Here is a 25778-nt window from a genome sequence, read left to right on the forward strand (position 1 = left end):
GAGAACCTCCCCATGGCCAAGCGTTTCGATCCCAAGCTCATCAACGACCTGTCGATGGCCGGCTTCCTCGTCGGCGTGCTGGCGCTGATGATCCTGCCACTGCCCACCCTGTTGATCGACACGCTGCTGGCGATCAACCTGAGCATCAGCGTGCTGCTGCTGATGACCACGCTGTTCATCCCGGATGCGATCGCGCTGTCGACCTTCCCCTCGCTGCTGCTGTTCACCACGCTGTTCCGGCTGTCGCTGAACATCGCCTCGACCAAGGCGATCCTGCTGCACGCCGACGCCGGCCACCTGATCGAGGCCTTCGGCCAGCTGGTCGTCGGCGGCAACCTCGTGGTGGGCATCGTGGTCTTCCTCGTGATCACGATCGTGCAGTTCATCGTGATCGCCAAGGGTTCGGAGCGGGTGGCCGAGGTCGGCGCGCGCTTCACGCTGGACGCCATGCCGGGCAAGCAGATGAGCATCGACGCCGACCTGCGCGCCGGCCTGCTGACCGCCGACGAGGCCAAGCGCAAGCGCGCGCTGCTGGGCATGGAAAGCATGCTGCACGGCGGCATGGACGGCGCGATGAAGTTCGTCAAGGGCGACTCCATCGCCGGCCTGATCATCACCATGGTCAACATCCTGGCAGGCGTCGTCGTCGGGATCCTGTATCACAACATGACGGCCGGCGAGGCGGCCAACCGATTCGCCGTGCTGTCGATCGGCGATGCGATGGTGTCGCAGATCCCGGCGCTGTTCATCTGTATGTCGGCCGGTATCCTGACAACGCGCGTCTCGGACGACCACAAGAAGACCCCCACCTCGCTCGGCCAGGACATGACCGAGCAGCTGACCCGCAACCCGCGCTCCATGTACCTGGCCGCGGGCCTGACGATGGGCTTCGGCTTCATCCCGGGCTTCCCGCTGGTGCCCTTCACCCTGCTGGCGGCCGGCCTGGCCGCCGGGGGCCACGCCATGTCCAAGAAGAAGAGCAAGGGCAACGCCAGTGCGGTGTCCAAGCCCATCGCTGCGTTGATGCGCGAAGGCGGCAAGGGCGATGCACCTTCGATCCAGCAGCGCGCGCCGGAGTTTGCCAAGCCGCTGTCGATCCGGCTGTCGACCGACCTGAGCCGCCTGATCAATGCCGAGCGGCTGGACGATGCGCTGGTGAGCGAGCGAGAGTCGCTGCAGGCGCGGCTGGGCCTGCCCTTCCCCGGCGCGGCCATGTGGGTCTCGAAGGAGCTGGAAGGCCTGCGCTTCGAGGTCCTCATCAACGACGTGCCCACGGCCCTGGGCGAGCTGCCCGGCCGGCTGCTGCTGCTGACCGACGCCGAATCGCCACTGGCCGCGAAGGCGCAGAAGCACGGACCCGCGCTCGGCCAGTCCGAGTCGCTCTGGCTCACGCCCGACGCCGTGCCGGCCGACCAGCGCAAGACCTGCCTGGAGGTCGAGCAGGTGATCGCGCGGGAGGTGATGAACGTGCTGCAGCGCCAGGCCCATCTCTTCATGGGCGTGCAGGAGGTGCAGTGGGTGATCGAACGCGCCACGCCCGAGTACCCGGGCCTGGTGGCCGAGGTGCAGAAGGTGATGCCGCTGCAGCGCATGGCCGAGGTGCTGCGCCGGCTGCTGGAGGAGCAGGTGCCCATCCGCAACATCCGCAGCATCTTCGAGAGCCTGATCATGTGGGGCCCGAAGGAGAAGGACCTGCTGCTGCTGACCGAGTACGTGCGCTCGGACCTGGGCCGCTACCTGGCCCACGAGGCCGCCGGCGGCCAGCGCCAGCTGCAGGCCATCCTGCTGGACCCGGGCATCGAGCAGGCCATCCGCGGCTGCATCAAGCCCACGCCGGCCGGCAACTACCTCGCCATGTCGCCGGAGGATGCGCGTGACCTCACCGAGCGCATCGCCCGCGTCGCCGGCAACGGTCGCAAGGAGGGCGTGGCACTGGTGACCTCGATGGACATCCGGCGCTACGTCAAGAAGATGATCGAGAGCCGGCTCGACTGGCTGCGCGTGTACTCCTTCCAGGAGCTCGGCAATCTCATCGAGCTGCGGCCCATCGGCCGCGTCTCCTGACCGCCATGCAGGCCCCGCCGCGCATCCGGCCGCCCGTCAGGCCCGTCACGCCGGCTACGCCGGCCACGCCGGTCGATGCGGCTCGGCAGGATCGCTTCCTGCGCCAGCTGGTGCCTTCGCTCTGGGATGAGCTGGCCGACGCGGAAGCGGCGGAGCTCCTCGCGTTCGATTCGCCGGTCGATGCCATCGACGAGGGCTCGGCCGATGGCTCGCCTTCGCAGGGCGACGAAGGTCGACGCGATGGCGGCGACGAGACGCCCGAACCGCCTCCCCCCGCGCCGCCCGACGTCGCCGATGCTGCGCCATCCTTCCCGCATTGGTCCTGGATGCACGCCGCCGGCGCGGCCCCTGAACGGGGCCACAGTGACACGCCGCAGGGCGAAGCCGTGGCGCCCGCCACAGGCGCGTCCTGCGCCGGCGACGCCCCCTGGCTCGGCGACATCGTCCAGCAGGTCACGCAGCTGACGGCCGGCAGCGATGCCCGGTTCCAGCACTGGTCGATCACCGTCCCGCTGGACCCCGAAGCCCTGCCCGACTGCGAGCTTCGCCTCAGCCTTTCGCCTGGATCGATGGCGCTTCGGTTCCGCACCGGCTCCGCCACGTCCGCGGCCCTAGTCTCACGGCATCGGGATGCCCTTCGGGCCCGGCTCGAAGCCCTCCCTTCGTCGCCATCGGCGATCGACATCGACCTCGAATGAACAAGCCTCACGCTGCCCCCGCCTCGCTGAACGGCCGGCTGCCCTCGGTCAGCCCCGCCGAGGCCCGCCTGGCCCGCACGGTGTACGACCGCCGGTTCACGCGCTGGATCGACCACCTGCTGGCCGCCCGGGGCCAGGCCGTGGCGGCACCGGCTCGCCTGCGTGCCACGCAAGGGGCCGCCGCTGTCGCTGCACAGTTGGCCAGCCGGCACGGCGAGATCGAGCTGACCGCGCCGCTGTCCGCCTGGCCCGCCCTGGAACTGGCCGCCGGCCTGCCCGATGCGGCCCTGGCGCGCGACGTGGCCGAGGCCCTGCTGGCCGAGCCGCTGGCGCTGCTGGCGCCCTGGCTGCCCGGACTCGGGCTGAGCGGGGTTCAAGCGCGACCGCAGCGCGCCCCGGCCGTCGAACTCTGCTGGGGCGAATGGCGTGTCGGACTCGGCGCCATTGATGAAGGCGTCGCACGCCAGATCGGCAGCCAGATGCGACGCGCCGTCACCACCGACCTCGCGCCGCTGAACGGCCTGCGCCTGCCGGCCCGCCTGCGGCTGGGCCAGCGGGACCTTTCGCTGCAAGACCTTCGATCGCTCGTGCCGGGCGACGTGCTGGCCTGCGCCGCACGACCTGTCGGCGCCCCCCTGCGCTGTCAACTTTTCATTGGACTGGGAACCTTCATGCAAGCCACCGCCGAGACCGATCTGGAGCACACCGACGTGACGCTGTCGCAAGCCCCCACCCTCGACCACGAGCCCACTGCCGCCACGCCCTTCTCGCCGGAGGCCATCGGCGGGCTCAACGTCCCCGTCTCGTTCGAGATCGACAGTGCCCGCGTCTCGCTCGATGACCTGGCGGCCTTCGATGCCGGCTCGGTCATCACGCTGGACGCGCCGGTGCAGGATGCCCTCGTGCGCCTGGTGTGCTTCGGCCAGGTGGTCGGTACCGGCCGGCTGGTGGCCGTCGGCGACTGCCTGGGCGTGCGCGTCGAGCGCATGGGGCTGCCCGCGCAAGCGGCCTCTGCCGGGGCCTGATCATGGGTTCGCCGATCGGCATCGATCCGGTAGCGCTGTTCCTCGCCTTGATGGCGATGGCAGTGCTGCCCTTCGTCGCGATGGTCGTCACCTCCTACACCAAGGTGGTGGTGGTGCTGGGCCTGCTGCGCAACGCGCTGGGCGTGCAGCAGGTGCCGCCGAACATGGTGCTCAACGGCATCGCGATCATCATCTCGGCCTACGTGCTGGCCCCCGTGGCCATGGAGGCTGCCGACCGCATGCAGCGATCGTCCCCGAGCCCTTCGATCGAGCAGAGCTCCAACACCCAGCAGCTCATGACGGCGGTGAGCGCCGCACGCGAGCCCTTCCGCACCTTCCTGATCAAGCATGCGCAGCCGACCGAGAAGGCCTTCTTCCTGAAGTCCGCCCGTGCGGTGTGGCCGCCCGAACGCGCGGCGGGGCTGCAGGCGGAGGATTTCATCGTCGTCGCGCCGGCCTTCCTGCTGACCGAGCTCACCGAGGCCTTCCGCATCGGCTTCCTGCTGTACCTCGCCTTCATCATCGTCGACCTGGTCGTCGCCAACGTGCTGCTGGCCATGGGCCTGTCCCAGGTGTCGCCCACCAACGTGGCGATCCCCTTCAAGCTGCTGCTGTTCGTCGTGCTCGACGGCTGGTCGCAGGTCATGCACGGCCTGGTGCTGACATACCGCTGAGGAGCTTCTCATGACGCATTCCTTGCAGGGCTGCCAGCGGGCCGAGCGCTGGGCCGCTCCCGAGCCGGCCCGCATCCCCCTGGGGGATCGGCCGATGTACCCATCGGACGAGGGGCTCCATGCCTTGCGGGCCGAGCGCTGGGCCGCTCCCGAGCCGGCCCGCATCCCCTCGGGGGATAGCCTGATGTACCAATCGGACGAGGGGCTCCATCCTTCGCGGGCCGAGCGCTGGGCCGCTCCCGAGCCGGCCCGCATCCCCTCGGGGGATCGGCCGATGTACGCATCGGACGAGGGGCTCCATGCCTTGCGGGCCGAGCGCTGGGCCGCTCCCGAGCCGGCCCGCATCCCCTCGGGGGATCGGCCGATGTACGCATCGGACGAGGGGCTCCATCCCTCGCGGGCCGAGCGCTGGGCCGCTCCCGAGCCGGCCCGCATCCCCTCGGGGGATAGTCCGATGTACCCATCGGACGAGGGGCTCCAATGACCCACGAGTCGATCGTTCAGCTCACCTCCGAGGCGCTGATGCTTTGCCTGCTGCTGTCGCTGCCCGCGGTGGCCGTGGCCGCCGTCGTCGGCCTGCTGGTCGCGCTGGTGCAGGCCGTCACCTCGCTGCAGGACCAGGCCATCTCGCAGGGCGTGAAGCTCATCGCCGTGACGATCGCGGTGGGCATCAGCGCGCCGTGGATAGGCGGCACCATCCTGCGCTTCACCGAGCGGCTGATGGGCGCGATGTTCACGTCATGAGCTCGTCCTCATTCAACACCAACCGCCAGCATCAGCAGCTGCTGAACAAGCAGCAGCTCCAACGCCGCCACAACCAGGAGGTGGCCCACGCGCGCGAGGCGGCGCACGAGGCCCAGCAGGACCGCACCCAGGCCGCGCGCCAGGCCCAGGGTCGCTATGGCGACACGGTGTTCCGTACCGTGCCCATGCCGCCCGGGCCGCCGCCCCGGCAGAAGAGCCCGCCGCATCGCGGCGAGGTGCGCCAGCGTCGAGCGGACGGCAAGGACGACGAACGCGAAGACCTCGTCCAGCCCGAATCCGCGGAGCGCCGCGAGAACCCGGGCCAGGAGCGGGTCGAAGGCGTGGATCGCGATGGCCAGGGCCATCAGCAGCACCAGCACCACGAAGGCTCCCACGGCGGTAACGACCAGCCGGGCGGCTTCAGTGGCGGTTCCGGCGGTCATTCCGGCGGCCATTCGGGAGGCCACTCCGGAGGGGGCCATTCCGGCGGTCAATCGGGCCATTCGGGCGGGCAGTCCGGCCAGGGGGGTGGCCAGGGAGGCGGCCAGGGCGGGCAGGCCCGACAGCAGGCGCTCGGCCGCTTCGGCGCGCCGTCCGCGGGGCGCGCCGCCTCCACGCCTTCTTCGCTTGCCGCCGCGCAAGCAACCGAAGTTCAAGCTTTTCGCCACGAGCTCGCCGGCATCGCACTGCCCGAGCGGAGGGCGCGCTACCTGGCCGAGGCCATGGTGGCGCTCAGCAAGCCGGGCCGGCACGCAGGCCTGAACAGCGACGCGATGATGATGTCGCTCATGGCGGCCTACGTCGAGAACTCGGTCGAGCCGGGAGCCTTGTCCACGCTGGCGAAGGTCAAGCAGGTGCTGCTCGAGCTGGGCCCCACCCTGACCGGCGCGCTGCCTCCGGGCCCGCGCGAACGAAACCGGCTCGCGCTGCTGCCGCTGAAGCTGCTGGTCGTCGATCGGCATCGCACGGAGGCGCAGCGCCTGATTGCCGCCGAGCGACTGCGCGCCGGCCAGCGCTGGCCGGCCGACACGCTGGAACTCGAAACCTGATCCGACAGCGATGAGCTCCGAACAATACGAAGGGCTGGTCACGCAGCTGTGCGAGGTCATCCACCTGCCCGACCCGGCCGCCGTGCTGCAACGCGGCTGGATCGAGGTCGAAGGCTTCGAGGTGCTGCTGGCGCACTACCAGAACGACCCTTCGGCGATGTACCTGAACTTCCACTTCGGGATCGTGACGCCGGGGCGGGCCTTGACGGTCTTCCGGCTGCTGCTCGAATCCAACCTGACCGTCTATGCGCAGGACCAGGCGCAGGTCGGCGTCAACCCCGAGACCGGCGGCATCATCCTCATCGTGCGCGTGCCCATGACCCCCGATATCAGCGGACAGTGGCTGGCCGAGACGCTGACGCACTACGCCGAGCATGGCCGTTACTGGAACGACAACATCCTCGCCGCCGCCGAACAGGCCTTCGAAGGCCTGTGCTCGGGGGACTATCTCTGGTTAAAGGTTTAGCCCCCACGGGCCCCCCCGGGGCCCTGCCCCCCGAGGGGGCTCGCGCAGCGGACCGGCAGAGCCGGCTCCGCGCACGCCCTGGTAGGGAGCGGCGCTGAAGCGCGCTCGGGAAGGATCCCACGGCCCGTGACCGGGCCTGCCTCCGGAGGACCAGCAGAGCCGGGTCCGACACGCCTTGAGCACGCCCTGGGCGGCGAGCGGCGCTGAAGCGCGCTCGTGAAGGGCACGCAAAAGCGTTTGTCAGGCCTCGTAACGCGTCAGGTTGGTGTCAGGAGGCGTGGAAATGGGGGGTCCAGGAGGCGGCGACGCGGACTTCGCGCTCGGGGGTGGGCTCGAGGCTGTCGGGGCCGGTCAGGAGTTGGTAGCCGCGGCCGTAGACGGCGTTGATGCGAAGGGGGCAGCCGATGCGTGCGAGCTTGGCGCGCAGCTTGTAGACGTGCTGTTCCAGGGTGCGCTTGTTCAGGTCGGCCGAGCGGCCCCAGACGCGCGAGACGATGGTGGTGTTGGTGACCACCTGTTCGGGCCGGCTGAAAAGCAGCCAGGCGAGTTCGAACTCGCGGTGCGTGAATTGCACGACCTCCTCGCCGCGCGACACGCGCAGCCGGGCGGGATCGAGCTTGCAGCCTCCCACCTCCACGGCGCGCCGTGCCAGGCGGCCGAAGGCCTCGACATGGCCGCGCAGGCGAACCTGAAGTTCGTCGTGCACCGCACGCGACAAGTTGATGTAGTCGGCAGCGCCGCAGGCGAGCGCGGTGCCGAAGCCGGCGCGCATCTCCTCGCCCACCACGACCACAGGCACTTCCTGGTCGACGCAGCTTTTGACGAGGGTGACGTCTTCGGCCAGCGTGCTGCCGCTGTCCTGCAGCACCACGGCGTCGAAGGATTCACGCCGGGCCTGCTGCCGGAAGGCCGCGATGCTGAGGTTGAGCATCGCCTGGATACCACCTCTTGATAACAGTTCGATGACAAGCTGGCCCGCGGGTGATGTGTGCGACAAGAGGGCGACTTTCATAGGGTCGGACTGGGTGTGCGCGTGGTGTTGCCCGTATGTTGCGGGCCTGGAACCTAGGGTTGCTACGGATATGCCCCAGGCACCCTATCGCCCGTCGAACGCGCATGCCGCCGACCTGTCGCCTTTTGAACGTGACGGTGGCGCAACTGTCAGCACTTCGCCTTTCGTTGAATATTGCATGAACATCTCGTCGCATCCGTCCGCGCAACACAGCGTCAGAAGTCCGTGCGCTTGCCGTCAAGACAAGGTGTGGTGCATCGGCCACGATCAGGGCACGAGCTACCGCCAGCCCTGCCTGGCGGCGGACATCCATCGTTGGGGGAACGGATGCAAGAGACGGAAGCGCCCTCGCGGCGCCCTCGTACGCGAGGTCAGTCGAACCATGCGGCGGGACTGACCTGCGAGGAACGACACACCATCGAGCAAGGCCGGCTTTTTCGTCGGCTGCCGCCCGAGCTGCAGGACGCCATCCTCGGCCGGGCCTATGTATGGCGGCTGAAGGACGGCGAGCAGGTGCTGCCGGAGAACCAGGATCCTGATCACTGGATCGGTGTGGCGTCGGGCGAACTGTTGGGGCGCACGCGGTCGCTGGAAAACGGCCAGACCATCGCCACGCATGTGCTCGCTCCGGGGGTCTGGCTGAACGTGTACAGCCCGTTGTGCGGCGTGCGCAGGCGCGGGATCGAGTTCGTGGCGAGCGGGCCGAGCTGCATGCTCGCGGTGAGCCGGGCGGACATGCTCGATCTGTGCGCACGCTGGCCCGAGCTGGTGTCGGCCATGCTCAGCCTGTCGGCATTGAACCTGCGCTACGCCCACCTGGTCCTGCAGGAGACGCAGAGCAACACGCTGGAGCAGAAGCTGCTGCGCTGGCTCGACGCCGCCGTCCGTCTCGATGCCGCCAACCGCGACCCATCGGGCTGGGTGTATCGCAGCGTGGTGTCCCAGTCGGCCATGGCGTCGTCCGCCGGCGTCTCGCGCCAAAGCTGGAACGCCGGCATGGCGAGGCTGGAGGCCGCCGGCGTGATCCAGCGCATGAAGGACGGCCTGACGGTGCCGGACCTGGCCCGCCTGGAGGCCGCGATGAAGCAGCACGGCCTGCTCGGCACCTCCCAATACGTCAGGGGCGAAGAGCAGCCGGCGCATCCGCCCGCCCCCTTGAGCACCGAGCCCTTGCCGATCGAGTCGCTGCGCGACGACGAGCGCGCCGCACTCCGCACCTCGCGCTGGTACGAACGCCTGGGTGCCGAAGCGCGAGAGGACCTGATGTCGAAGATGCGGGTGCTGCGGCTGCCCGACAAGGCCTCCATCGCCGTCGCCGACCGCCAGCCCCCGGGTTGGGTGGCTCTCCTGCAAGGCGGGATGCGGCTGGCCTGCCCGCCGCGCTGCGCCAGGCAGGACGAGGCTTCGCAGGCGAAGCCGCGGTCGCAGCCGACTGGCGCGATCCTGGCGCAACTGCAACCCGGAGCCACCTTTCTAGAACACGCCCTCATAGACCGCGGCAACTGCGGTGTCGACGTCTGCTGCGACGGTGACAGCACGCTGCTCCTGCTGGAGCCCGACGACTTCCGCTCGGCACTGGCCGCGCATGCCGACTTCAGGCTCGTCGTGCTGAAGTGGCTGAGCTTCAGCCACCACCAGAGCGGCTTCCTCAAGCTCATCCTCACGCTGCCGATGCCGCTGCGCCTGCACGCCTGGCTGGACGTGCTGGCCTATCAGCGCGGCCAGCCCGACGGCGCGTGGCTGAGCATCTCCATGGCCCTGGGCCAGCAGGAGATGGCCGCCTGGCTCAGCACCACGCGGCAGTACGTGGCAAAGGCTCTGAACGAGCTGGAGAACGAGGGAGTGCTCGTGCGTCGCAGGGACACCTTCCTGTTGCGCCGCGAGGCCCTGCCATTAGCCCGTCCGCCGATGGCCACTGCGCATTGTTGAGGAAGGCGCCGAGCGTTCTTGAGCTTTGAAAAGGGGTCGATTTTTAGCATGAAGTCGTCATTGATTCACCGGCGCTACAGCGCAACGACCCATGCTGCTGACCCTTCTCTCGCTCTCTTGCGAACGCACTTCCAGCCAGGCTCCCCAACTGGCCCGACTGATCCGTGAAGCCCGTCTGAAGGACGCCGTCACGATGGGCCGCCAGCGCTTCGAGCGCATGGCCGGCCGCGACGACACGTGCGCCGAGGAAGGTGCCTTGCTCGGCCGCGCGATGCTGCTGGTCGGCATGGCCGAAGGCGCGAGCGAGGTGTTCCATCAGCAGCTCAAGGCCTACGACCAGGTCTCGCGCGGCATGGTGCGGTGGCACTCTGCACTTGATCAGGCGTGGCTGTTCCAGCACCTGAACCGCGCGTCGCGCGCCGTCGAATGCTGGAACATCGTCGCCAAGGATTCGGACGCTCCCATCGAGCTTCGCATCGAAGGCTTGTGCGGCGCGGCCGTATCGCTGCAGGCGCTGGGCCAGCACGCCCACGCCGTGGCCGCCGCGGAGCACGCGCTGTCGCTGTGTGATGAATCCAGCGCTGCGCACCTGCGCGACGGCGCCGAGGCCATCCGTCTCGAAGTGCAGGCGCGGCTGCGCCTGCTCGATTGCGAAGACCTGTCGGACCACGCCTTCGCCCAGCGAACCGTCGATGCGCTGCGCGATGCGCCGAGCCGGGAGAAGCTGGCGGAGATGGCGTCGACCCTGCTCTCGCACGCCGGCATTTCGCCCCTGCTCGTGGCCCGCGTGTCCTTCATTCGCGGCGGGCTGCTGGGCGACCGTCAAAGTGCGCGCCTCGAGGCCGTGTCGGCCTTCATCCGCTGGCTGCGCGAGCACGAGCTCGGCGGCGTGGATGCCACCTCGCGCATCGAGGCCTGCCTGGCGATGCTGTCGGCCCAGGCGCTCGGCATCGCCCGCGAAATGATCCAGCCCCTGGCCGGCAGCGAACGCGAGATCGACGCCAACCCGCACGCGATGGACATCCAGTATTGCCTGTCCAAGATCCACCACAGCGACGGCCGCTTCGGTGACTCCATGAAGCAGTACAAGCGGCACGTGGCGCAGGCCATGCGTGTCGTGCACAGCACCGTCATGTCGCGCATCGACATGCCGGTGGCCGGGCTGACCACGCCTTCGCAGGACACGACGGGACTTCGCCTGCCGCCGCGCTACCGCGCCGCGTACCGCTACATCATCGAGCACCTGCATGACAACGAGTTGTCGGTGCGCGAGGTGGCGGGCCGGCTCGGGGTCACCGAGCGCGCGCTGCAACTGGCGTTCCGCAACCACCTGGGTGTCACGCCGGCCGAGCTGATCCGCGGCGAGCGCATGAAGCGCATCCGCAGCGAACTCGACGAAGTCAGCGACACCGGCGGCCGCGCCCGCGTGCTCGACGTGGCCAGCCGCTGGGGCATCAGCAACCGCTCGACGCTGGCCAATGCGCTCAAGCGCGCACAGCCCATGAGTGAACAGGTGTCCATCGCCTGATGTCCACGCTGTGCAGGTGATGGATACACGGCATTGACACTTGGCCGCTAGCATGGCGAAAGCCATGCCACAGACCATCGCCAGCAGGCCCTCCGCCTCGCCTTCCTCCTCCAGCCGCCACGACGGTCCGCTTAGCGCCGAAGAGCGCGATGCCCTGACCCGTGGCGGCTTCATGTCGCGTCTTCCGTCCGCGCTCGTCGATGCCATCCTGGCGCGCGTGCGGGTCTGGCGCCTGGCCGATGGCGAACCGATCCTGAGCACTGGCCAGGCTGTCGACCACTGGATAGGCATCGCCGCCGGCAGCGCGCTCGTGTTCTTCCAGGTGCCGCACCTGGAGACCCTGCAGTGCACCAACTGGGTCCCCGCCGGCGTTTGGTTCAACCTCTACAACCCGGCTGCCCTGACGGTCAGCGACGTGGACGTCCGCGCCCAGGGGCCGGCGGCCGTCGTGGCCCTCGATGCCCAGGACCTGGAGGTGTTGTGCCAGCGCTTTCCCGAGCTCAGCCGCGAACTGGCGGTGGCCAATTCCGGCAACCTGCGGCGGGCCCTGCAGGTTTTGATCGCCTCCCAGCGCGCGACGCTGCGCCAGCGCCAGCTGTTCTGGCTGATCGAGCTGATGCAGGGGCTGGCGGCGGTCAACGGCGCCAGCCGGTTGTCGGTGCTCCACATGAGCCAGGATGCCCTGGCGAGATGGCACGGCGTGTCGCGACAGGCCTGGTGCGAGGGGATGAAGGCGCTCGAGCAGGAAGGTCTCGTCCAGCGAACACCCGAGGGTGCGCTGTCGGCCGATGTGGCGGCGCTGGAGGCCGCCATGGAAGCCGAGACCCGCGCGGTGGAGGCCCCTTACGTCGCCGCTGGGGCACCCCCCTGGCCACCAGCGGCGTCCAGCGAGCCCGTGGGCCAGCCGGCCGCCCTCGCCTTGCGGACGGCCGAACGCGAACGCATCTGCCGGGGCCGCTGGTTCAGCAGCCTGGCGCTCCCCTTGCAGCACGAACTCATCGAATCGAGTCGCGTGCGCCGGCTTTCGCAGGGCGAGCTGTTGCTGCGCGCGAATGAACCACCCGCCGGTGCCTGGCTGGTGATCGACGGCGCCATCCGGCTCGAAAACCCGCTCGCTGCTCCGCCGCACCGGACGATCGCGCTGCTGCCGCCCGGCTCGTGGCATTCATTTCACGATCTGGCCTACCGCAGCACCAGCGTCTTCGATGCGACGGCCCTGGAGCCGACCACCTTGCTGTGGCTGCCTGTCGAGGCCTTCGAACGCCTGTTCATCGCTTGCCTCGATTTCCGCCTGGCGATCACCCGGCTGCTGGCACTGCAGCAGTCACAGGCGGCGCGTTATGCCGCGTCGTTCTTCTGGCCCATCGAAGCGCGCGTCGGCATCTGGCTGCACATGATGCACTTCTACTTCGACATGCACTCCGGGCAGGGCAAGAGCATCGCGGCCTCCTTCACGCTGGACGACGTCGCGCAGTGGCTGGGTACCACGCGCCAGGCCATCTCGCGCCAGTTCAAGCTGCTCGAGCAGCAGGGCGTCATCCGGCGGGAACGGGGCCAGTTCGAGGTGCTGAAGCCGCAGGAGCTTCCTCGGCTGCTGCCGGCTTGAGCCTACTCGGGCCCGCGAGGCCGAATGACGCCGGCCCGCGCACTGGTGGCCGGGCCTGAGGCCCGGCACGGGAAGCCTCACTTCCATTCAAAGAGCTGACCGCGCGTGTGGCCCTGCGCGTCGACCTCGTACTCGAACAGGGCCGCGATGCTGGTCAGGCGCGACCAGGTCGGCGACTTGCTGTCGAAGTAAAGCGCGCCGCGGTACTTGATGCTGCCGTCCTTCTGCAGCAGGCCGACGCCCTGCCCTGTCCAGGTCGCGCTTTCACCCTGCGGGCCCATCACGATGCCCTGGCCTTCGCCGAACAGGGTGCCATCGGGCCGAAGCGCCGCGACGTAGGTGCCGGTCTCCTGGCTGGCCAGGCCCATCAGTTTTCCCGCGCCCTGGAACGATGTCTCCATCTTCGGCGGGCCACCGGCGCCGGGCAGCACGCGCTGCGAAATCACCTTGCCTGAGCCTTCACCAATCTTTTCACCAAGCATGTCGACCTCCGTGCCGCTCGTGGCGAGGTGGTCGGCGGGGACGCTGGCGGCCCCGCGGCGGGCGGCGGATGGCAACCAGGACGGTTGCCGGGTCACTATCGCCCGGGCCAGGCAGGAGGAGCTCCGTTGACGCTGTCAGCGGCCGGCCCCGGGCACCGCGCGGCGGGCGATCGCCGGGCCGCCACAGGCGCCCCGTCCTTCCTCCCGCCACGTGGGCGCCAAGGTAGTCCTGCAGGCCGGGAGATACAAGGCGTATGCCGGTGCCAGCGTGGTTATTGCCGCAGCGCGCCTGTCAGCCGCGGTGGGCGACGATGCGGGGGATCTTGCCGCTGCAGCCGCGCCGGCCGGGTTGGCCGCTGCGGCAGTGGATCTTCACCGGCGCCGCGCCCTGGTCCATCAGGAAGCCCTGCAGCACATGGCGGGCACGCCGCAGATGCCGGGCCGCCGATGCGCCACGCTCCCCCGTGCTCAGCAGCAGTTCGCTCGGACCCTGCTGGCTCAGCTGGAAGTCGAACAGGCCGGCGTCGTCCTCCAGCACCGTGCTGATGGCCAAGGGCAGCACAGGCACCGTGCGCCTTCGCGTGCCCGCCAGCTGCAGGGTGTCGTCGCGGCGCCCCTGGACGTCGACCACGGGCAGCCACGAGCCGCAGGGGCAGCGGTCCGGCGCCAGCGTCACCCGGTCACCCAGGTCGTAGCGTATGAGCGGTTGCACGTGATTGGCCAGATTCGTCAGCAGCGTCGTCGCACTCGCCACGCCGGGCGGCACCGGCCGTCCCCGCTCATCGACCGGCTCCAGCACGAACCAGTCGCTGTTGAGGTGCAGGCGCCCATGCACGCAGTCGCCCGCCATCGCAAGGAACTCGGACGCCCCATAGCTGTTCAGCACGCGACAGCCGAAGCCCTCCTCGATGTGACGACGCATGGCCGGCGTGAGGTTCTCGCCGCCGGTCCACACCTGCTGCAGCGCCAGCTTCAGGCGACCGGCCTGCTGCTCCTGGGCGAGCAGCATGGCCGCACTGGGATAGGTGGCGAGCACGCCCGGGTTCCAGGCCTGCAGTTCTTCGGCCAGGCGCTCGATCGGCTGCAGGAAGGAGATGCTGCGAGTGCGGCGTGCGAGCGAGGGGTTCAGGCGCCGCAGGCGCTCGACCGACACCACGCTCGCGAAGTGGCCGCCGGTCGCCCCGACGAAGGCGATGCGTTCGCCCAGCAGCCAGGGGTCGAACACGCCGCGACCGTGGGGCAATGGAGCGCGGCGCAGCGCTTCCAGCGCGTCATACACGGCCATCGATGGCAGATCCTGGACGAAGACACCGGGCTCGCCGGTGCTGCCGGAGCTTTCCCAGACCATGTAGCGGCCCAGATAGGCCTCGCCAATGACGGAAGGGTCCTGCAGAAAGCGCCGCGTACCGGCGAGCTCTATGGCCGGGTCGGTGACCCAGTCGCCGAAGTGCCGCATCAGCTCGGCCTTGTGCGCCACCGGCAGCGCCTGCAGCGGCGTGCTGCTGGTCTGTTCGCCGGACAGGCATTGCCGGTACAGGCGCGAGCCTTGGGCCGCTGCCGCGAGCAGCCTGCGCAGGCGATATGCGCGGCGCGCTGCCAGCGCTTCGCCGGTGCTGCGCGAAGCCATCCACACGTCGGCGGCGACTGAACCGGCAAGCCAGGGGTCGAAAGGCGGCAGCATGGGCGGGGCCGTGAGGCGGATGGAGCGCGGCAGGGTCCGCCGCAGCCCTCGTCAAAAGCCCATTCTGTTCCCTTCAAATCGCCCACGCCAGCCGCCAGCCGGCGCGGCGGAAATGAACAAGCCCCGATGGACGGGGCTTGCAGTCCGGAAGGCGTGAAGACTCAGGGCTTCTTGCCGAGAACGTTGAAGGCGCCCAACGGGCCGGAGGTCGCCTGCCAGCCGGTGCCGGTGTTGAACGCGAACAGGCCTTGCATGCCCACGTTGTTCATGTTCCAGGCGTCCCAGGTGTCGGAGGTCTTCTTGTCGGTGCGCACGACGACCCAGTACTGCGTGCCGGAGTCCACGGGCGAAAGCTTGGCGTTCATGGCGACCGTCACGCAGCAGGTGCCGAACACCGGCAGTCCGGTGATCGCACCCTTCTTGATCACGGCGCCGGGCACACCGCCCGCATCCTCGTTCAGGCTGACGGTGACACCGTTCGTGCCGGTGACGTAGCCCACGGCGACGTTGATCGTCTTGACGAGATAGTTGGCGCCGGGCGTGAACGGCATCGCGACGTCCTGGCGCGCACCGACGACGGATCCTTCTGCCGAGACGGTCCAGCCGCTGCAGCAGTCGTACGCGTTGTTCGGGTCGGTGTTGAAGGTGCTGTAGATTTCTTTGAGACCGTCGGTGCCGAGGGACTGGCGCGGCATCACCGCGGTGGCGGCTCCCGTCGCGATGGTGGTCCTGCCATCAGCGTGGGCAGTGGCACCGTTCGGACCGGCGGCAAGCGCCGAAGCGCTGAGGACGGTCATGGCGGCCAGACCACTCAAGGCTGCAAATGCTTCTTTCACGACTTACTCCTCGCTCAAAGTTGGGGGAAGGTGAGAGGCATGACTCCTGATCCACGCGGCAAATGCGACGTCGAATCGAGGAGGTGCGAATCCTAAGGTGGGGTATGAACAAGGCAAGATGCCCCCCCTAAATTGAGCGGCGGCCGCGTAGAAAAGCAAAACGGGCCCGAGGGCCCGTTTGCTTTCTGCTTGGTTGGCGGAGACGGAGGGATTCGAACCCTCGATGGAGCTTTTGACCCCATACTCCCTTAGCAGGGGAGCACCTTCGGCCACTCGGTCACGTCTCCAGCCGAAGCCAGCATTCTAACCACAGAACCAGCTCATTCCTCGTCGTCGCTGCTCGTCTTGGCCGTCGGGTCGTCGAGTTCGAAGACCTTGTGCAGCGCCCTCACGGCCAGCTCCATGTACTTCTCGTCGATGACGACGGAGGTCTTGATCTCGCTGGTGGAGATCATCTGGATGTTGATGCCTTCTTCGCTCAGGGCACGGAACATCTTGCTGGCCACGCCCACGTGGCTGCGCATGCCGATGCCGACGATGGAGACCTTGCAGATCTTCTGGTCACCGATCACCGTGGCCGCGCCGGTCGCCGGCTGGACCTTGCTCTTCAGCAGGTCCATCGTTCGCTGGTAGTCGTTGCGATGGACGGTGAACGAGAAGTCCGTCTTGCCGTCGTGAGACACGTTCTGGATGATCACGTCGACGTCGATGTTGGCGTCGGCCACCGCTCCAAGGATCTGGTAGGCGATGCCGGGCTTGTCGGGCACGCCCATCACGGTGACCTTGGCTTCATCGCGGTTGAACGCGATGCCCGAGACAACGGCTTGTTCCATCTTTTCGTCTTCCTCGAAAGTGATCAGGGTGCCCGACTTGGCTTCCTCGTTGATGTCGATGTCCCAGGGCGTGAAGCTCGACAGCACACGCAGCGGCACGCGGTACTTGCCGGCGAACTCCACCGAGCGGATCTGCAGCACCTTGGAGCCGAGGCTGGCCATCTCCAGCATCTCTTCGAAGGTGATCTTGTGCAGGCGCCGCGCCTCGGGTACGACGCGCGGGTCGGTGGTGTAGACGCCGTCGACGTCGGTGTAGATGAGGCACTCGTCGGCCTTCATCGCCGCAGCCACCGCCACCGCCGAGGTGTCCGAGCCGCCGCGGCCCAGAGTCGTGATGTTCAGGTCTTCGTCCACGCCCTGGAAGCCGGTGATGATCACCGCCTTGCCCTGCGCGAGGTCAGCGCGCACGCGGGCGTCGTCGATGCTCTGGATGCGGGCCTTGGTGAACGCCGAATCGGTCTTGATCGGCACCTGCCAGCCGTTGTAGCTCACGGCCTCCATGCCCTCGGCCTGCAAGGCCAGCGACAGCAGGCCCACCGAGACCTGTTCGCCGGTGCAGGCGATCATGTCCATCTCGCGCAGCACCGAGGGGCTGTGGCCGGCCGGGGCGACCTCCTTCGCCAGGCCGAGCAGGCGATTGGTCTCGCCGCTCATCGCCGAGGGCACCACCACCATCTGGTGGCCGGCGCGCGCCCATTTTGCGACCCGCTTGGCCACGTTGCGAATGCGCTCGGTCGACCCCATCGAGGTGCCGCCGTACTTGTGAACAATCAGTGCCATGGGCTTTGAGGGAGGGAAAGTGGACCGCAAACCCATCAATTTTAGCTGCCGCAGTGCGGCACACCCCAACAGGAGCTGACGGGCGTTCAGCAGTCCGGATGCCAGCGCACCGCCAGCTGCGGCTCACCGGCCGGCGCCATGGCCCGCGCATCGATGCCGAGGCCCGGCACGAAGAGCACCTGGTCGCCGGCCGCGACGATGGGCCCGCCGCGCTGCCACGCCGGCACCCCGCGATCCTGATACTGCTTCTTCAGGCTGCGGGCCACGCTGCGCGGGGCCCACTGGAACTGATCGCCGGGCAGGCGAGCGCGCAGGACGGCGCCAGACAGCAGCTTCGTCGACACGCCGCCCTCGTCCACGGCGACGAGCTCCAGCAGCCCACCCCACGCGGACAGCGCATGACGACCGGGCCGGTCGAGCGCCGGCGATTCGTTCGACAACGGCTCGGTCAGCGGCGTCGCGCGCAAAGGCACCAACACCAGTCGACCGCGATAGAGGCGTAGCTGGCGTTGGCCGTCGGCCGGCCATTGCGCTGTCGACCGGCCCGGCAGTTCGGCGGCGACGCGGCTCGAAAGATGGTCCAGGCCATGCGCGACACCAGCGTCGGCGAGCCACACCCGCAAGGCGCCGATTCTTCGCGCCGGCGTGAGCGCCAGCCATGCCGACACATCGAGCGCACGCTCGGGGTCGAGCACACGCGCAAGGTCCGCTCGGGTCACCTCCTGCACCAGCTGCTGCGCCCATTGCGCTTGGGCGGCCACGTGCAGCAAGGAGGATTCGGCGTTCGAAAAGGCGCCGAGCAGGGCCGGCCAGAGATCGTGCCGGAGGCGGTTGCGGTCGAAGCGACGATCCTGGTTGCTGTCGTCCTCGATGTGGCTCAGCCGGTGCCGCCGGACGTAGGCCGCGATCGCGTCGGCGGGCCGCTCCAGCCATGGCCGGCACCAGAGGATGTCGTCGCGTGACACTTCGCGAGGCATGGCCGACAGGCCGGCCGTGCCGGCGCCGCGCAGCGCTTGCAGCAGCACCGTCTCGGCCTGGTCGCGCCGGTGGTGGGCCAGCAGCACCACGCCGGCACCGGCATCACGCGCCATCGCCGCGAGCGCAAGGTAGCGCTCCTTGCGGGCCCAGGCTTCGACACTCTCGCCGCGGGCGGGTCGGCCATCGAGCCGATGCCACCGCAGGCTCACCGGCCACCCCGCTCGAGCCCACCGTTCGCATTGACGCCGAAGGTGCTCCAGCCAATCGTCGGCCGCGGGGTTCAGGCCATGGTGAACATGCAGAGCCGCCACTTGAAGCGAAGTGCCCCGGGCGAGCTGGGCCGTTGCGTGAAGCAAAGCGGTGGAGTCGCGCCCGCCGCTGGCCGCCACGGCAACAACCGCCGGCCGGGCGGCGTCATCTTCGGACGCGCTGCCGTTGCTCATCGCTCCATGGGCCCCGGCGGGCCGCGTTTAGCGCGCAGTCGTGTCGGTGAAGCGACCGTAGCTCTTCAGGCGTTCGTAGCGGCGCTCGAGCAGCTCGGGCACGGACAGGTCGGCGACCTGGCGCAACGCATCGACCAGGCCGCGCTTGAGCTGGGACGCCATCTGCTTCGGATCGCGGTGCGCGCCACCCACCGGCTCATTGACGATCTTGTCGATCAGGCCCAGGGCCTTCAGCCGGTGCGCGGTGATGCCCAGGGCCTCGGCCGCGTCCGACGCGCGCTCCGCGGTCTTCCAGAGGATGGAGGCACAGCCCTCGGGCGAGATGACCGAGTAGACGGCGAACTGCAGCATCAGGACCTGGTCGGCAACGCTGAGGGCCAGTGCGCCGCCGGAGCCGCCTTCGCCGATGACAGTCGTGATGATGGGCACCTCGAGCTGGGCCATCTCGTAGATGTTGCGCCCGATGGCCTCGGACTGGCCACGCTCCTCGGCACCCACCCCGGGATACGCGCCGGGCGTGTCGACGAAGGTGAACACCGGCAGGCCGAACTTCTCGGCCAGCTTCATCAGGCGCAGGGCCTTGCGATAGCCCTCCGGGCGGGGCATGCCGAAATTGCGCGCGCCACGCTCCTTGGTGTCGCGGCCCTTCTGCTGGCCGACCACCATGCAGGCCTGGCCGTTGAAGCGCGCCAGGCCGCCGACGATGGACAGGTCGTCCGCGAAGGCGCGGTCGCCGTGCAGCTCCTGGTAGTCGGTGAAGATCTCGCCGACGTAGTCCAGCGTGTACGGCCGCTGGGGATGGCGCGCGATCTGCGTTACCTGCCAGGGGTTGAGCTGGGTGTAGATGTCCTTGGTGAGTTGCAGGCTCTTCTTGTCGAGCCGCTCGATCTCTTCCGAGATGTCCACCGCGGACTCGTTCTGCACGTAGCGCAGCTCCTCGATCTTGGATTCCAGCTCGGCGATCGGCTGCTCGAAGTCCAGGAAATGGCGTTTGCTCATGGGTCGATTCCCTCGCGGAAGATCAATATTCGACAGGCAGCGGGTCTAGGCTGCGCCACAGGTACCAGGTGGCCACCGAACGAAACGGCGCCCAGCCCTCGCCGAGTTCGCGCGCTTCCGCGCGCGACACCGGCTCGCCGCTGAAATAGCTCACGGAGATGCCCTTGAGCAGGCCCAGGTCGTCCAGCGGCAGGACGTTCGGGCGCATGAGGTGGAAGATCAGGAACATCTCCGCCGTCCAGCGGCCGATGCCCCGGATGGCGACGAGCTCGTCGATGATGGCCTCGTCGTCCATCTGCTGCCACTGCTTGACGTGCACCGTGCCGTCGGCGAAGTGGCGGGCCAGGTCGGCGAGGTATTCGGCCTTTCGTGCCGACAGGCCGGCCGCGCGCAGGGCCGCGGTCTCGAGCGCCAGGACGTCATCCGGTACCAGGCGATGGGGTGGGCCGCCGACGGCCGCAGCGAACTTGTCCCAGACGGATTGCGCGGCCTTGATGGAAATCTGCTGGCCGACGATGGAACGTGCCAGCGTGGTGAACGCGTCGCCCCGGCTTTGCAGCCGCGCCTCGCCGAACTGCGGGATGAGCTTCTTCATCACCCGGTCGCGCTTGGAAAGATGCTTGCAGGCATCGTCCCAGTACTCCGGCGTCACGCCGGCGCCGTTGCCCTTGGCCGCCATCAGGATTTGACCCAGGTCGTGCCCTGCGGCGTGTCCTTGAGCATCACGCCGGCAGCCAGCAGGTCATCCCGAATGCGGTCGGCCGTGGCGAAATCGCGCGCTTTCTTGGCCGCGTTGCGAGCCTCGATGCGCTCGTTGATCGCCGCCTCGTCCAGCCCCGAGCCGGCACGCAGGAAGGCGGTAGGCGCCTGCTGCAGGACGCCCAGCGTGCCGCCAAGCGCGCGCAGCAGCCCGGCCGCGTCCTGGGAGCCCCGGTTGACCTCCGAGGCCAGTTCGAAAAGCACGGCCATCGCGCCGGGCGTGTTGAAGTCGTCGTCCATCGCGGCCTTGAAGGCTGCGGCCGGACCGGCGGACCAATCGATGACGGCAGGTTCCGGCGAACCCGCTGCCTCGAGGGCGGTGTACAGCCGCCGCAGTGCGCTGCGCGCATCGTCGAGGTGCGCGTCGCTGAAGTTGAACGGGCTGCGGTAGTGCGTGCGCAGCATGAAGAAACGCAGCGTCTCGCCGTCGTAGCGCTGCAGCACGTCGCGGATGGTGAAGAAGTTGCCGAGCGACTTCGACATCTTCTCGTTGTCGACGTTCAGGAACCCGTTGTGGATCCAGAAGTTGACGAACGGATGGCCCAGCGCGCCCTCGCTCTGCGCGATCTCGTTCTCGTGGTGCGGGAACTGCAGGTCCATGCCGCCGCCGTGGATGTCGAACCGCTCGCCGAGAAGCGCGCAGCTCATGGCAGAGCATTCGATGTGCCATCCGGGCCGGCCAGCGCCGTAGGGGCCCTCGTACTTGGCATCGGCCGGCTCTTCCGGCTTGGCGGCCTTCCACAGCACGAAGTCCAGCGGATCTTCCTTGCCCTCGGCCACGGCCACCCGCTCGCCAGCGCGCAACTCGTCGATCGACTTGCCGCTGAGCTTGCCGTAACCAGGGAACTTGCGCACGGCAAAGTTCACATCGCCGTTGCTCGCTTGATAGGCGAGGCCTTTGGACTCCAGCGTGCCGATCATCGACAGCATCTGGGGCACGTAGTCGGTGGCTCGCGGCTCGTGCGTGGGCCTGGCGACTCCGATGGCGCCCACATCGGCGTACATCGCCTCGAGCATCTCGTCCGTCAGCGCGCGGATGCTGATGCCGCGCTCGACCGCACGCCTGATGATCTTGTCCTCGATGTCGGTGATGTTGCGCACGTAGGTGACGCGGTAGCCGCTGGTCTGGAGCCAGCGATAGACCACGTCGAAGGCCATCATCATCCGCGCATGACCCATGTGGCACAGGTCATAGATGGTCATCCCGCAGACGTACAGGCGCACATGGCCCGGCTCGATGGGGACGAAGTCTTCGACCCGACGGGTCAGTGTGTTGTAGATGCGCAAGGCCATCAACTAAAGGCTTCAACGAAGGCGCGTTGGCGTCGCTGGGGAAGCGGTTGGCGGCAAGCTGGAGGCTCGGCCGGGCGCCCGTCGTGCGGGGTCGGTAGAATCATCTGAGTATAGCCAAGGAGTTTCTGGACGTGACTTCGACCCTCACCGGGCGGGCGCCGATGCCCCGCCGTTTCTTGCAGCGAGTCCTCCAGATCGGCGCCGGTCTGGCGATCGCCCTGACAGCCGCGTCGCCGGCCTGGGCGCAGAAAGTGAAGCTGTCCACCAGCATGGGCGACATCGTGCTGGAGCTCGACAAGGACAAGGCGCCCAAGACCGTCGACAACTTCGTCCAGTACGTGAAGGACGGACACTACGACGGCACCATCTTCCACCGCGTGATCGAAGGCTTCATGATCCAGGGCGGCGGCATGAAACCCGACATGAGCGAGAAGCGCACGCGAGCGCCCATCCCGCTCGAGGCGCACAACGGCCTGTCGAACACTCGCGGCACGGTCGCGATGGCCCGCACCGCCATGCCGGATTCCGCCACCTCGCAGTTCTTCATCAACGTGGTCGACAACCCCAACCTGGACAGCTACGGTGGCGGCTACGCAGTGTTCGGCAAGGTCACCCAGGGCATGGACGTGGTCGACAAGATCAAGGCCGTGCGAACCGCAAACAAGGGGCCGCACCAGAACGTGCCGCTGGAGCCGGTCCTCATCAAGAAGGCAACGTTGGAGTGAGCAAGCATGACGAAAACCGTTGAATTGACCACCAGCGCCGGCGTGATCCGCCTGGAGCTGGATGACGCCAAGGCCCCGCAATCGGTGGCCAACTTCCTCTCCTACGTGAACAAGGGCCACTACGACGGCACCGTGTTCCACCGCGTGATCAAGGGCTTCATGGTCCAGGGCGGCGGCATGACCGCCGACATGAAGCAGAAGCCCACCGACGGGCCGATCCAGAACGAGGCCAGCAACGGCCTGAAGAACGACAAGTACACGGTCGCCATGGCCCGCACGAACGCGCCGCATTCGGCCACCGCGCAGTTCTTCATCAACACCAAGGACAACGGCTTCCTGAACTTCACGTCCGAGTCGCCCAGCGGCTGGGGCTATGCGGTCTTCGGCAAGGTGGTGGCCGGCCAGGACGTGGTCGACGCGATCGAGAAGGTGCGAACCGGCAACAAGGGCTTCCACGACGACGTGCCGCTGGAGGCCGTGACGATCGAGAAGGCCGTGGAAGTTGCCTGACCCTGTCGCGCGGATGGTGTTGCCGCCGTCCATCCGGACGGCGGACTTCATTTCGGACCTGCACCTGAGTCGCGAGCTCCCCCGGACGGCCGCTGCGCTGGCCGAATACCTCCGCAGGACGAAAGCCGAGGCGATCTTCATCCTCGGCGACCTCTTCGAGGCCTGGGTGGGCGACGACTCCCGTACCCTGCCCTTCGAGGCGAGCATCGTCGACATGCTGGCCGGCGCAGCGCAACGGCAGCCGCTGTACATCATGCGCGGCAACCGCGACTTCCTGATGGATGGCCCATTGTTCGAAGCGACAGGCGCTGTCGAGCTGCCAGACCCAGTGGTAGTGCAAGCCTTGGGCATCTCGAATGAGCCCGTGCTGCTCAGCCATGGCGACGCCCTGTGCCTCGAAGACACGGCCTATCAGCAGTTCCGGGCGCAGGTGAGACAGCCCGAGTGGAAGGCAGCCTTTCTGGCGAAGCCGCTGGCCGAGCGCCAGGCGATTGGTGCGCAGATGCGCGCCGCGAGCCGCGCCCACCAGCTTCGGGCCGAGCCCGTCACCTACGCGGATGCCGACGCCTCGCTGGCGCAAGCCTGGCTGGCCGTGGCCGGAGCCCGCACGCTCATCCACGGCCACACGCACCGGCCACAGAGCGAACGTCGCGCGGAGGGTTGGCAGCGCCACGTGCTGAGCGACTGGGACTGCGACCATGCCCTGCCTGCGCGCGCCGAGGTGCTGCGCTGGGCGAACGAAGGCTTCACGCGCCTTCCCCCCGACCAGACCTGAGCGGTGGTGCTGCCTCGACTTTGGCGCGGCGTGAGCCGCTGGCGCGAGACCCGCACCCTGCAGCGATACGCCATCCCCGACGCCATGTGGGACAAGGTGATGGCCGCCTACCCCTTCATCTCCTGCCGCTCCGCAGATGATCGGCAAGAGCTGCGCTCGCTGGTGAGCCTGTTCCTTTCGCGCAAGGAGTTTCACGGCGCCCAGGGCCTGCAGGTGACCGACGAGATGGCGGTGGCCATCGCCGCGCAGGCCTGCCTGCCCATCCTCAGGCTCGGCATTGCGGCCTACGACGATTTCGTCGGCATCGTCGTCCACCCTGACGAGGTCGTGGCCCAGCGCGAGGTGATGGATGACGACGGCGTCGTGCACGAGTACGACGAGGTGCTGACGGGCGAGGCCGTCAGCGGTGGCCCGGTCATGCTGGCGTGGTCCGACGTCGAGAGCGCGGGCGAGACGGCCGACCTTGCCTACAACGTCGTCATCCACGAATTCGCCCACGTGCTCGACATGGCGGATGGCGAGGCCGATGGGGTCCCCTTGCTGCCGACAGCGAAGGCCCGCGAGGGGTGGATCGAGTGCATCGATGCCGAGTTCGAGCGTTTCGTCGAACGCATAGACGCAGGTGACGAAAACACCGTGCTGGACCCCTACGGCGCCGAAGGGGTGGAGGAGTTCTTTGCCGTGGCGGCCGAGGCCTTCTTCGTCGCGCCGCAAGCCATGCGAAGCGAGCATCCCGCGCTGTACGCCCTCTTCACGGGTTACTTCGGGCAGGATCCGCTCGCCTGAGAGCCTCTAGAGAGCGTCTGGGACGGGCGCTCGCCGAAGTGGCGCCGGTAGTCGTGCGCAAACTGGCTGAGGTTCCAGAAGCCCCAGGCGGCCGCTGCTTCATGCACGCTGCCAGGCTGGCCCGCTCGCAACGCCCGGCGGACGCCATTGAGCCGCACGCTGCGCAGGTAGGCATTGGGCCCCATCGCGGTCTCGGCCTCGAAGGCGTACTGCAGGGTCCGGCGGCTGACGTGCAGATGCGCGCACAAGCCGGCTACCGTGAGCGCCGCATCGGGCTGTGCCGCCACGAGCTCGTCGACCTGTTGAACCACGCGCCGCCTTTGAGTGGCATTGCCGCGCACCTCCTGCGGGGCGCTTGGCTGCTCGAGAAGGTGCAGCACCACGTCGAACATGGCTTGCTGCAGCGTCGCCCGTGCGCCCTCGGCGTGCCGATGTGACGATCCGGCTGATGCCGCCAGCGCCAGGATCGCGCGCAGACGAGCGAGGCCTTCACGGCGACGAGCCTCGCCCACGTCCAGCCATGGCGAGGCATCGACCATCGTCCACGTCAGCTCGACGCCCTGCTCCGCGGCGCGGCGCTGCAACTCGCCGCGGGAGACGACGACGCCCAGCATCTCGTGGCCGGCCGGACTGACCAGCTCGAACCGCCGGGAGCTGCCGCACAGCAGCGCACCGCAGGCCCCCACCTCGCGCCCGTCGATGCGCGAGCCGTCATGCCGGGCCGTCAGCCCGCACCAGAGCGCATCGGCCCAGACCTCGCAGCGCTGACGCAGCGCCTGGCTGGTGCATTCCCGGTAGACCTGCGCGACGCCGCTGGTCACTTCGTCCAGGCGCCCGCTGAATCCGCCGGGCGTGAGCTGGTCATAGCGCTGCTGCCAGCCGCTCAGGCGCTCGGCGTGTTCGTCCACGTCGCCGGCCAGCATCGACTGCCATTGCCAGCCTGCTCGCCAAGTCGGTGCATTCGGCGCCGGGTTGGTGTCCATCAACTTTGCCGATTCGCGATAACGGGCCGGGCATCGACTGTCCTACGCTGACGGACATCCCCGGCGCACCCCGCGTATAGCAAGGGCCGGGCCATCGATGGCCGGCCGCGTCTTGAAATG

At 68.4% G+C, this 25778-nt stretch carries 25 protein-coding genes and 1 tRNA gene; 15 read left to right on the forward strand and 11 right to left on the reverse strand.

Features of this window, described 5'->3' with window-relative positions; translation table 11 throughout:
- The first annotated feature begins 12 nt into the window (after positions 1-12).
- From sctV to ACS5PM_RS28045, 8 genes are read left to right on the forward strand one after another with little or no spacing between them, the layout of a single operon-like run.
- Positions 13-2064 (forward strand): type III secretion system export apparatus subunit SctV, encoded by a 2052-nt coding sequence (gene sctV, locus ACS5PM_RS28010; RefSeq protein ID WP_439391208.1) that lies wholly within the window; start codon positions 13-15, stop codon positions 2062-2064.
- A 5-nt stretch (positions 2065-2069) separates the two neighbouring features.
- Positions 2070-2762: a type III secretion HpaP family protein gene (locus tag ACS5PM_RS28015; RefSeq protein ID WP_439391209.1), complete on the forward strand. Its 693-nt coding sequence runs from the start codon at positions 2070-2072 to the stop codon at positions 2760-2762.
- Positions 2759-3787 carry a type III secretion system cytoplasmic ring protein SctQ gene (sctQ, locus tag ACS5PM_RS28020; RefSeq protein ID WP_439391210.1) on the forward strand — a complete coding sequence of 343 codons (1029 nt, stop codon included), beginning with the start codon at positions 2759-2761 and terminating at the stop codon, positions 3785-3787. Before ACS5PM_RS28015 ends, sctQ begins: the two co-directional genes overlap by 4 nt.
- A gap of 2 nt (positions 3788-3789) precedes the next feature.
- The gene (gene sctR, locus ACS5PM_RS28025; RefSeq protein ID WP_439391211.1) at positions 3790-4461 is read left to right on the forward strand and encodes a type III secretion system export apparatus subunit SctR; all 672 of its coding nucleotides are present in this window, start codon (positions 3790-3792) and stop codon (positions 4459-4461) included.
- Positions 4462-4471: 10 nt separating this feature from the next.
- Complete coding sequence (locus ACS5PM_RS28030; protein ID WP_439391212.1) at positions 4472-4945, forward strand: hypothetical protein; 474 nt, start codon at positions 4472-4474, stop codon at positions 4943-4945.
- Positions 4942-5205, forward strand: a complete 264-nt coding sequence (sctS, locus tag ACS5PM_RS28035; protein ID WP_439391213.1) for a type III secretion system export apparatus subunit SctS — start codon at positions 4942-4944, stop codon at positions 5203-5205. Before ACS5PM_RS28030 ends, sctS begins: the two co-directional genes overlap by 4 nt.
- Positions 5202-6254 (forward strand): hypothetical protein, encoded by a 1053-nt coding sequence (locus ACS5PM_RS28040; protein WP_439391214.1) that lies wholly within the window; start codon positions 5202-5204, stop codon positions 6252-6254. Before sctS ends, ACS5PM_RS28040 begins: the two co-directional genes overlap by 4 nt.
- A gap of 10 nt (positions 6255-6264) precedes the next feature.
- Complete coding sequence (locus ACS5PM_RS28045) at positions 6265-6720, forward strand: type III secretion system chaperone family protein (RefSeq protein WP_439391215.1); 456 nt, start codon at positions 6265-6267, stop codon at positions 6718-6720.
- 268 nt (positions 6721-6988) lie between these two features.
- Here the strand turns inward: ACS5PM_RS28045 and ACS5PM_RS28050 are convergent, their stop codons facing one another.
- Positions 6989-7732 (reverse strand): winged helix-turn-helix domain-containing protein, encoded by a 744-nt coding sequence (locus tag ACS5PM_RS28050; RefSeq protein ID WP_439391216.1) that lies wholly within the window; start codon positions 7730-7732, stop codon positions 6989-6991.
- A 327-nt stretch (positions 7733-8059) separates the two neighbouring features.
- Between ACS5PM_RS28050 and ACS5PM_RS28055 the strand changes: the two genes are divergently transcribed.
- The 3 genes from ACS5PM_RS28055 (at position 8060) to ACS5PM_RS28065 (ending at position 12795) form a co-directional block, all read left to right on the forward strand.
- On the forward strand, positions 8060-9661 hold the full coding sequence (locus tag ACS5PM_RS28055) for a Crp/Fnr family transcriptional regulator (protein ID WP_439391217.1): 1602 nt from the start codon (positions 8060-8062) through the stop codon (positions 9659-9661).
- 91 nt (positions 9662-9752) lie between these two features.
- Positions 9753-11189, forward strand: a complete 1437-nt coding sequence (locus ACS5PM_RS28060) for a helix-turn-helix domain-containing protein (RefSeq protein ID WP_439391218.1) — start codon at positions 9753-9755, stop codon at positions 11187-11189.
- 64 nt (positions 11190-11253) lie between these two features.
- Positions 11254-12795 carry a Crp/Fnr family transcriptional regulator gene (locus ACS5PM_RS28065; RefSeq protein WP_439391219.1) on the forward strand — a complete coding sequence of 514 codons (1542 nt, stop codon included), beginning with the start codon at positions 11254-11256 and terminating at the stop codon, positions 12793-12795.
- Positions 12796-12872: 77 nt separating this feature from the next.
- On the opposite strand, the gene ACS5PM_RS28070 is transcribed toward ACS5PM_RS28065, so the two are convergent.
- From ACS5PM_RS28070 to cysS, 9 genes are all read right to left on the reverse strand, one after another.
- Positions 12873-13277, reverse strand: coding sequence for a hypothetical protein (locus ACS5PM_RS28070; RefSeq protein WP_439391220.1), 405 nt, complete (start codon positions 13275-13277; stop codon positions 12873-12875).
- Between the two features lie 292 nt (positions 13278-13569).
- Positions 13570-14958: a phenylacetate--CoA ligase family protein gene (locus tag ACS5PM_RS28075; RefSeq protein WP_439391221.1), complete on the reverse strand. Its 1389-nt coding sequence runs from the start codon at positions 14956-14958 to the stop codon at positions 13570-13572.
- A gap of 161 nt (positions 14959-15119) precedes the next feature.
- The gene (locus ACS5PM_RS28080) at positions 15120-15794 is read right to left on the reverse strand and encodes a choice-of-anchor R domain-containing protein (protein ID WP_439391222.1); all 675 of its coding nucleotides are present in this window, start codon (positions 15792-15794) and stop codon (positions 15120-15122) included.
- Positions 15795-15988: 194 nt separating this feature from the next.
- Positions 15989-16081: transfer RNA gene (locus ACS5PM_RS28085), tRNA-Ser, on the reverse strand.
- 33 nt (positions 16082-16114) lie between these two features.
- Positions 16115-17407, reverse strand: a complete 1293-nt coding sequence (locus ACS5PM_RS28090) for an aspartate kinase (RefSeq protein ID WP_439391223.1) — start codon at positions 17405-17407, stop codon at positions 16115-16117.
- 86 nt (positions 17408-17493) lie between these two features.
- Positions 17494-18828: a tRNA lysidine(34) synthetase TilS gene (gene tilS / locus ACS5PM_RS28095; protein ID WP_439391224.1), complete on the reverse strand. Its 1335-nt coding sequence runs from the start codon at positions 18826-18828 to the stop codon at positions 17494-17496.
- Between the two features lie 27 nt (positions 18829-18855).
- The gene (locus ACS5PM_RS28100; RefSeq protein WP_439391225.1) at positions 18856-19827 is read right to left on the reverse strand and encodes an acetyl-CoA carboxylase carboxyltransferase subunit alpha; all 972 of its coding nucleotides are present in this window, start codon (positions 19825-19827) and stop codon (positions 18856-18858) included.
- 22 nt (positions 19828-19849) lie between these two features.
- Entirely contained in the window at positions 19850-20506 is a 657-nt protein-coding gene (locus tag ACS5PM_RS28105) for a DNA-3-methyladenine glycosylase family protein (RefSeq protein ID WP_439391227.1), read from the reverse strand.
- Positions 20506-21879, reverse strand: coding sequence for a cysteine--tRNA ligase (gene cysS, locus ACS5PM_RS28110; protein WP_439391228.1), 1374 nt, complete (start codon positions 21877-21879; stop codon positions 20506-20508). Before cysS ends, ACS5PM_RS28105 begins: the two co-directional genes overlap by 1 nt.
- Positions 21880-22040: 161 nt before the next feature.
- Here cysS and ACS5PM_RS28115 point away from each other — a divergent pair, with 161 nt between their 5' ends.
- Genes ACS5PM_RS28115 through ACS5PM_RS28130 form a run of 4 tightly spaced genes read left to right on the forward strand, consistent with a single transcriptional unit; the run spans position 22041 to position 24675 of the window.
- Entirely contained in the window at positions 22041-22604 is a 564-nt protein-coding gene (locus ACS5PM_RS28115; RefSeq protein ID WP_439391384.1) for a peptidylprolyl isomerase, read from the forward strand.
- 6 nt (positions 22605-22610) lie between these two features.
- The gene (locus ACS5PM_RS28120; protein WP_439391229.1) at positions 22611-23114 is read left to right on the forward strand and encodes a peptidylprolyl isomerase; all 504 of its coding nucleotides are present in this window, start codon (positions 22611-22613) and stop codon (positions 23112-23114) included.
- Positions 23107-23889: a UDP-2,3-diacylglucosamine diphosphatase gene (locus ACS5PM_RS28125; RefSeq protein WP_439391230.1), complete on the forward strand. Its 783-nt coding sequence runs from the start codon at positions 23107-23109 to the stop codon at positions 23887-23889. The genes ACS5PM_RS28120 and ACS5PM_RS28125 overlap by 8 nt, the downstream gene beginning before the upstream one ends.
- Positions 23890-23895: 6 nt before the next feature.
- A complete protein-coding gene (locus ACS5PM_RS28130) occupies positions 23896-24675 on the forward strand; it encodes a M90 family metallopeptidase (RefSeq protein ID WP_439391231.1) in 780 nt (259 codons plus the stop codon).
- On the opposite strand, the gene ACS5PM_RS28135 is transcribed toward ACS5PM_RS28130, so the two are convergent.
- Complete coding sequence (locus ACS5PM_RS28135) at positions 24648-25658, reverse strand: helix-turn-helix domain-containing protein (RefSeq protein WP_439391232.1); 1011 nt, start codon at positions 25656-25658, stop codon at positions 24648-24650. The two genes, ACS5PM_RS28130 and ACS5PM_RS28135, sit on opposite strands and share 28 nt — an antisense overlap.
- Between the last annotated feature and the right edge of the window lie 120 nt (positions 25659-25778).

The organism is Ideonella flava, from assembly GCF_051857595.1.
Classification (GTDB): Bacteria; Pseudomonadota; Gammaproteobacteria; order Burkholderiales; family Burkholderiaceae_C; genus Ideonella.

Excerpts from the sequence above, each read along its gene's own strand:
- ACS5PM_RS28115 (WP_439391384.1), top strand. The coding sequence starts at position 22,041 with ATGCCCCGCCGTTTCTTGCAGCGAGTCCTCCAGATCGGCGCCGGTCTG.
- ACS5PM_RS28120 (WP_439391229.1), top strand. The coding sequence starts at position 22,611 with ATGACGAAAACCGTTGAATTGACCACCAGCGCCGGCGTGATCCGCCTG.
- ACS5PM_RS28075 (WP_439391221.1), bottom strand. The coding sequence starts at position 14,958 with ATGCTGCCGCCTTTCGACCCCTGGCTTGCCGGTTCAGTCGCCGCCGAC.
- ACS5PM_RS28060 (WP_439391218.1), top strand. The coding sequence starts at position 9,753 with ATGCTGCTGACCCTTCTCTCGCTCTCTTGCGAACGCACTTCCAGCCAG.
- ACS5PM_RS28015 (WP_439391209.1), top strand. The coding sequence starts at position 2,070 with ATGCAGGCCCCGCCGCGCATCCGGCCGCCCGTCAGGCCCGTCACGCCG.
- tilS (WP_439391224.1), bottom strand. The coding sequence starts at position 18,828 with ATGAGCAACGGCAGCGCGTCCGAAGATGACGCCGCCCGGCCGGCGGTT.
- ACS5PM_RS28050 (WP_439391216.1), bottom strand. The coding sequence starts at position 7,732 with ATGAAAGTCGCCCTCTTGTCGCACACATCACCCGCGGGCCAGCTTGTC.
- ACS5PM_RS28135 (WP_439391232.1), bottom strand. The coding sequence starts at position 25,658 with ATGGACACCAACCCGGCGCCGAATGCACCGACTTGGCGAGCAGGCTGG.
- sctR (WP_439391211.1), top strand. The coding sequence starts at position 3,790 with ATGGGTTCGCCGATCGGCATCGATCCGGTAGCGCTGTTCCTCGCCTTG.
- sctQ (WP_439391210.1), top strand. The coding sequence starts at position 2,759 with ATGAACAAGCCTCACGCTGCCCCCGCCTCGCTGAACGGCCGGCTGCCC.
- ACS5PM_RS28065 (WP_439391219.1), top strand. The coding sequence starts at position 11,254 with ATGCCACAGACCATCGCCAGCAGGCCCTCCGCCTCGCCTTCCTCCTCC.
- ACS5PM_RS28055 (WP_439391217.1), top strand. The coding sequence starts at position 8,060 with ATGCAAGAGACGGAAGCGCCCTCGCGGCGCCCTCGTACGCGAGGTCAG.
- ACS5PM_RS28040 (WP_439391214.1), top strand. The coding sequence starts at position 5,202 with ATGAGCTCGTCCTCATTCAACACCAACCGCCAGCATCAGCAGCTGCTG.
- cysS (WP_439391228.1), bottom strand. The coding sequence starts at position 21,879 with ATGGCCTTGCGCATCTACAACACACTGACCCGTCGGGTCGAAGACTTC.
- ACS5PM_RS28090 (WP_439391223.1), bottom strand. The coding sequence starts at position 17,407 with ATGGCACTGATTGTTCACAAGTACGGCGGCACCTCGATGGGGTCGACC.
- sctS (WP_439391213.1), top strand. The coding sequence starts at position 4,942 with ATGACCCACGAGTCGATCGTTCAGCTCACCTCCGAGGCGCTGATGCTT.
- ACS5PM_RS28045 (WP_439391215.1), top strand. The coding sequence starts at position 6,265 with ATGAGCTCCGAACAATACGAAGGGCTGGTCACGCAGCTGTGCGAGGTC.
- sctV (WP_439391208.1), top strand. The coding sequence starts at position 13 with ATGGCCAAGCGTTTCGATCCCAAGCTCATCAACGACCTGTCGATGGCC.
- ACS5PM_RS28105 (WP_439391227.1), bottom strand. The coding sequence starts at position 20,506 with ATGGCGGCCAAGGGCAACGGCGCCGGCGTGACGCCGGAGTACTGGGAC.
- ACS5PM_RS28030 (WP_439391212.1), top strand. The coding sequence starts at position 4,472 with ATGACGCATTCCTTGCAGGGCTGCCAGCGGGCCGAGCGCTGGGCCGCT.
- ACS5PM_RS28100 (WP_439391225.1), bottom strand. The coding sequence starts at position 19,827 with ATGAGCAAACGCCATTTCCTGGACTTCGAGCAGCCGATCGCCGAGCTG.
- ACS5PM_RS28070 (WP_439391220.1), bottom strand. The coding sequence starts at position 13,277 with ATGCTTGGTGAAAAGATTGGTGAAGGCTCAGGCAAGGTGATTTCGCAG.